Here is a 5616-nt window from a genome sequence, read left to right as displayed (position 1 = left end):
CGGCGCCCGGAACCTGGGGGAGGCCCTCAGGAGGATCTCCGAGGGGGCGAAGATGATCAGGACGAAGGGCGAGGCGGGGACCGGCGACGTGATCCAGGCCGTCTCCCACATGCGGCAGATCATGGGCGAGATCTCGTGGGTCGCGTCGCTGCGGGAGGACGAGATCCACAGCAAGGCCAAGGAGCTCGGTGTCGACGCCGACCTTCTGAGGTCGGTGCGGGAGAACGGGAAACTGCCGGTCCTGAACTTCTCGGCCGGCGGCGTCGCGACGCCCGCGGACGCGGCCCTGATGCGGCAGCTGGGGGCCGAGGGCGTATTCGTGGGGTCGGGGATATTCAAGTCCGGGAACCCCGAGAAGAGGGCGAAGGCCATCGTCAGGGCGGTCGCGAACTACAAGGACCCCAAGGTGCTGCTCGAGGTATCGAAGGACCTCGGAGAGGCGATGGTCGGCATCAACGAGGACGAGATAAAGGTCATCATGAGCGCCCGCTGAAGGCGGCGCGCTTGCCGGATAAATACTGCCTTAGACTTACGATCCAAATGCAACAGTGAGGTGTGAGAAGAAAATAAGAAGGCCCACAAGTGGCCGTTATTCGCTAGGCTGTGTTCCCTCAAAATACTGTCAAAGGGGTGTCGGACGAGGATGACGCTGTCCCTCAGCAGGGGGCAAGTCCTCGTCTGGAGGCCCCATGGCATCGAGGCGCGGCAGGAGGCCAGGGTCAGGAAAGGAAAAGAAACGAGCATACTGCCTCGGCAAGGCGGCGCAACTCTCCCTCGTTTTGTCGAAGCTGCCCACACGTCCACGGGCTTTCGGGGGCGTCGCAGGCGTTGTCATAACAACTTTGAGCCATTTGTTGCCCGATGGGTTCAAAATGTCCGTATCCCAGTTCCTTTTTGACATTTTCCGCTTCGTCCCTACAGCAGAGGAGGAAGACCCGCTCCCGTATGTCCTTGGAAATAGCGTTCGTGACCTCTTGGGCGCGGTTGGGGCTGCCGTCGAGATCGAGCAGCATCAGAACGTGGCGCTTGGGATATTGTCTGAGACCTTTTTCGTAGTCCTGGGTGAAGGATTGTCGTAATTTCAGCCATCCGCCAGCCGGTTTCTCCACGCGTATTTTCTTGTCGGCCACCGCAAAGTGACCGACGAAACCGTTTGCGATATCCCGATAGGCATCGTCCTCCGGGATGATCAAGAGGTGCAGATCGTAGTTGTTGACGGCCATTTAGGATTCCCCTAATCCAGTTCGTTGCGGTACAGTTTCTGGGTGACGGACTCCGTGCTGTCGAGAAGTTCGTTTATGGGGCGCAGCTCCACCGGGGAAGCGTGATTTTTGCGGCGGAGCAGCAACGTGTTTTCGTGAGAAAAACAGTTGATGGTCCCCTCATGATGCGACGTCATCCATATCTGACTGTGGTTGTTGAAGTTTTTGCGAAGAAAGCGAATGAAATGCTCCACTTCTGAGAGGGCCAGGTAGTTATCCGGCTCGTCCCAGAAAACGAAAAAATCGCCGTATGACCTCTGGGCAGGCAACATCACAGCGCCCAAGAACATGCACTTTTCTCCATCGGAAAGTTGTTGAAAGTTCGTTGTGAAGCTGGAGTCCTCGTTGCCGAAACGAACCTGAAGGACCCGTGTGTCGTCCGAGATTGGTTTGTTGCTGAATTCCCTCAGATCGGGCATAAGCTCCTTGAGAAAGTTGTGGATTGACAAATAGGATGCGGGATGAGAGGTGAGCAGCTCCAGTAGGTAGTCGGCGAAATTATCGCAGGAAAGGGACAATGGCCCGGAGTTGCCGTGAGCCTCTCCTCCCATCAGTTGGGGGATAGGGGACAAAATATGCATACGCCGCAGCCAATTGCGAAACACCCGCAGGGGGCCGTCCTGTCTATCGAGGATCAGGGGCAGCGCTGCGTTGTGCCAGTCCAAACTGAAGGAGGTCCCCTGATAGGGATAGGAAACCTCTGCCTTTTTACGGGTATAGACAGGGACATCGTCGACAGAAAAGTCTTCCTCGACAACGCGTAATTCCCTGAAAGTCTCGGGCTTATCCAAAGCAAGACTGTATTTGCATATTTTTGAATCGAGGGAGATCTCCAACTCAAACTGTATGATCTCGTCGGTGCGTCCCAACGTGAAATCTTCCTGGGTTATCAGAGAAGCGACCCGAGACGTCCCTGTGCCCAACTTTTGAAAAAGGCTCAAAACTTTGGCTATCGTGGACTTGCCGACTCCGTTTTTTCCGATCAAAAGCAAAGACGTCTGTTTTTCAGGCTTGATCTCGAAATTTTGTAAACAGCGAAAATTATGGATGTACAGACGTCGTAACATGGCACACCTCCAGCACAATCTTCCGTTTTTAATGGGGCGGGCCAACTGGGCCGCCCCCGTCGCGAGGTCAATTATTTCCCGTCCTTCGCCACGAACTCCGGCACCGCCTCCGGCGCCAGGGAGGTCTGGGAGCCGTCGGCCATGTTCCTTACGGTCACGAGGCCCTTTTCCATCTCCTCGGGGCCGATGATGCAGGTCCACGCGGCGTGCGACGCGTCCGCGCTCTTCATTTGCGCCTTGAAGCCGCGCGACGCGGTGTCCTGTTCCGCTGCGACTCCGTGGCGCCGCAGCCGGTGCGTCAGGACCTGCGCCGCGCTCCGCGCCTCGTCGGAGAGAGCCGCGACGTAGACCTTCACCGCCGGGGCCCGGCCGAAGGAACAGCCCTGCTCCTCCATGACGAGGACGATGCGGTCGAGCCCGCCCGCGAAGCCGACGCCGGGCAGGTGCGGTCCTCCGATGGCCTCGGACAGGTTGTCGTAGCGTCCGCCCCCGCAGACGGCGTTCTGGGCCCCGAGATCGCCGGAGAGCATCTCATAGGCCGTCTTGGTGTAGTAGTCCAGCCCGCGCACCAGCCTTTTGTCCAGTCGGTAGGAGAGGTCCAGCCGCTCCAGTCCGGCCCGGACCTCCTTGAAGTGGTCCCGGCACTCCGGGCAGAGGTGGTCGTAGATGGCCGGGGCGGCGTCCGCCGCGGCCCTGCAGGAGGGGTTCTTGCAGTCCAGGATGCGCAGGGGATTGCGTTCCATGCGTCCCAGGCAGGTCTCGCAGAGCTCGCCCCTGCGGGCCTCGAAGTGGGCCAGCAGCGCCTGGCGGTAGACGGGACGGCAGACGGGGCAGCCGACGGAGTTCAGGACGACCTCCAGGTTCCTCAGGCCGAGACGCCGGAAGATCTCCGCGGAGAGGTCGATGACCTCGACGTCCGCCCCCGCCCCGGACACCCCCAGGCACTCCATGTCGATCTGATGGAACTGACGGTAGCGCCCCTTCTGGGGGCGCTCGTAGCGGAACATGGGGCCCCAGCACCAGAGCTTGGCGGAGGTCCCCTGGGCACACAGCCCGTTCTCCAGCGCGGCGCGCACCATCCCCGCCGTGCCCTCCGGACGCAGCGTCACGCTGCGCCCGCCTCGGTCCGAAAAGGTGTACATCTCCTTCTCCACGATGTCCGTGGTCTCGCCGACCCCGCGGGAGAAGAGCTCCGTCTGCTCGAAGAGGGGCAGGTGCACCTCGGAGCAGCCGAAGTCCGCCATCGCCTCGGCCGTCGTCCTCACCACATAGGCCCATTTCCACGATTCTCCGGGCAGAATGTCCCGCACGCCCCTCGGCGCCTTGATGTCCATATCGATCGACCCCATTTCCGTAAGCTGTATCAGGAGTATATCATTGTTGATCGTTGACCGTTCGGGGAGCGGAACTTCATCGTTCCTCCCTCGGAACGGCCCGAAGCGTCCCCGGATTCGTGTAGGTGACCAGGGCCACCGTCCCGGGCACGGAACGGACGTAGCGGCGTTCCGTGTAGTCCACCGGGACGGAGCCGGAGCCCCTGCCCCTCGAATGGGCCGCGGCGAGGGAGGCCGCGAACTCCAGGACATCCCGGCGCTCCGTCTCCAGCTCCTCCCGCCCGCGGGAGCCGCGTATGATGACGTGCGCCCCCGGCAGTTCGTGGGCATGGAGCCAGAGGTCGTCCCCCCGGGCCTGCTTGAAGGTGACGAAGCGGTTGCCCCGCGCCGACAGCCCCACGAGGACGGTCAGCCCGTCCCGCTCGTAGACCAGATGGGGGGGGAGCCCCTTCTTCTCCCGCCCCTTCCCCTTTGGGGCCGGAGCCCCCCTTCCCACCCCCTCCGAGGCCAGCCACTCCTCGACGTCCCGGACGGCCTCCTCGAACGTCTCGGGGTCGTCGATGGCCTCCAGGAGGTCCCTCTGTTCGGCGAGCTCCTCGATGGCGTTCTCCAGCTCCGCGATGCTCCGCCGGATCGACTCGGGGTCCGCCTTTGCCTTTCGGTATCTCCTGAAGTAGCGGTCGGCGTTGTGCGAGGGGGAAAGACGGGGGTCGAGCGCGATCTCGAGGGTATTGCCCTCCCAGTCGGTCAGGGTTACGGACTCCGCGCGCGGCGGGACGTCCCCGAGGTGCGACAGGAGCAGCTCCCCCCTGCGCCGCAGCATCTCGGCCTCGGCGCAGTTCCCAAGTTGCTTCCGAAGGCCGTCCCTGTGGCGTTCCCGCGCCTTTGCGGCCCGCCTCAGGCGGACGTCCAGCTCGCGGAGGCGGCGCTCCCTGCCCCTCGAGAGCAGCGGGCGGAGGACGCCCGCCGCCGCCGCCGCGAGCGCGTCGGTCCCCAGGGGCTCCGCCTCCGGGAAGAGGATGGGGAAGCGCGTGAGGTACCCCCTGGAGGACCGCTGGCAGGGGAGGATGGCGTCGGAGCCCGCGTCCCGGACGGCGAGGAGCCAGGCCTCGGGGGACCTTTCCTCCCAGTGGGCCCGGATGAACTGCGACAGGGGGCGTCCGATGCCGGCGATGTTCGCGGCGCCGTCGTGGTCCAGGGAGGAGAGGTCCTCGGGGAGGGGGCCGGCGAAGGCAGGGGGGGGGACGTAGGGATGGCCGGGGAGGAGCGTCCGGTAGGGGTTCCGGTCCGGGGCCTCGTGACGCGCCAGCTCCTCGATGCGGCGGTCCGCGTCGAGGAGGATGAGGTTCCCCAGGGGTTCCGTGGCCTCGAGGACCAGGAAGTAGCGTACCTCGGCCCCGGCCGCCACGCGGCGGCGGACCTCGAACTCCAGGATTCGGTCATGGTTGATCTGCCGGGCGGCGGTGAGGTCTCCCTTGACGAAGCGGCTCCGAAGCGCCTCGACGAGGGGCGTCCTGGCCGGGGCGCCCTTCCGCAGCGCCGAGACCGAGCCGCCGTCGGCCAGGCAGCAGCCTCCGGTCCCGGAGCCCCACGAGAACAGGAGCCACAGGTCGTCATGGCCAAGTTTCAGGGCGACCCAGGAGTCCCCGCCCTCGGCCTTGTGGATGCGCCAGGGCAGCCGGCCGGACAGGGCGGCCCGAAGCCCGCGGACGAACTCGGGGCCCAGCGTCATGGCCGCGGGGCCTCGGGGCCGTCGAGATCGGGGGATTCGTCTTGCAAGCGGGGATCGTTCATCTTGTGCCTCCGTCCGTGATGCTATCCGCTTCTCCGCGGCGGTACCCTTTGCCGGGCAGGGTACGACGGCGACAATCATAACATTTTTCATAATCGGATATCCCCGCGGAGCTCATTTTCATGATATCCTTATGAGGGTTTTCAGTAAAAATACGTTAT

General features: G+C 63.4%; 4 protein-coding genes and 1 pseudogene. 1 reads left to right on the top strand and 4 read right to left on the bottom strand.

Features of this window, described 5'->3' with window-relative positions; all coding sequences use genetic code 11:
* Nucleotides 1–493 (top strand): annotated as a pseudogene (locus Q0176_RS00055) (pyridoxal 5'-phosphate synthase lyase subunit PdxS); the annotation flags it as partial.
* Nucleotides 494–719: 226 nt separating this feature from the next.
* On the opposite strand, the gene Q0176_RS00050 reads toward Q0176_RS00055, so the two are convergent.
* The 4 genes from Q0176_RS00050 to Q0176_RS00035 form a co-directional block, all read right to left on the bottom strand.
* Entirely contained in the window at nt 720–1223 is a 504-nt protein-coding gene (locus Q0176_RS00050; RefSeq protein WP_299297798.1) for a hypothetical protein, read from the bottom strand.
* An 11-nt stretch (nt 1224–1234) separates the two neighbouring features.
* Nucleotides 1235–2329, bottom strand: coding sequence for an ATP-binding protein (locus Q0176_RS00045; protein WP_299297796.1), 1095 nt, complete (start codon nt 2327–2329; stop codon nt 1235–1237).
* A 71-nt stretch (nt 2330–2400) separates the two neighbouring features.
* On the bottom strand, nt 2401–3663 hold the full coding sequence (gene hisS, locus Q0176_RS00040; protein ID WP_299297794.1) for a histidine--tRNA ligase: 1263 nt from the start codon (nt 3661–3663) through the stop codon (nt 2401–2403).
* 76 nt (nt 3664–3739) lie between these two features.
* Nucleotides 3740–5395 carry an NFACT family protein gene (locus tag Q0176_RS00035; protein WP_299297792.1) on the bottom strand — a complete coding sequence of 552 codons (1656 nt, stop codon included), beginning with the start codon at nt 5393–5395 and terminating at the stop codon, nt 3740–3742.
* Between the last annotated feature and the right edge of the window lie 221 nt (nt 5396–5616).

Source organism: uncultured Fretibacterium sp., from assembly GCF_938040765.1.
In the GTDB taxonomy this organism is placed as follows: Bacteria; Synergistota; Synergistia; order Synergistales; family Aminobacteriaceae; genus CAJPSE01.
The sequence above is the reverse complement of the archived record's forward strand: the minus strand, read 5'-3'. Positions and strand labels throughout refer to the sequence as shown.

What these genes read in the sequence shown, in the direction of transcription:
- hisS (WP_299297794.1), bottom strand. Translation starts at nt 3,663, where the DNA reads ATGGACATCAAGGCGCCGAGGGGCGTGCGGGACATTCTGCCCGGAGAA.
- Q0176_RS00035 (WP_299297792.1), bottom strand. Translation starts at nt 5,395, where the DNA reads ATGACGCTGGGCCCCGAGTTCGTCCGCGGGCTTCGGGCCGCCCTGTCC.
- Q0176_RS00050 (WP_299297798.1), bottom strand. Translation starts at nt 1,223, where the DNA reads ATGGCCGTCAACAACTACGATCTGCACCTCTTGATCATCCCGGAGGAC.
- Q0176_RS00045 (WP_299297796.1), bottom strand. Translation starts at nt 2,329, where the DNA reads ATGTTACGACGTCTGTACATCCATAATTTTCGCTGTTTACAAAATTTC.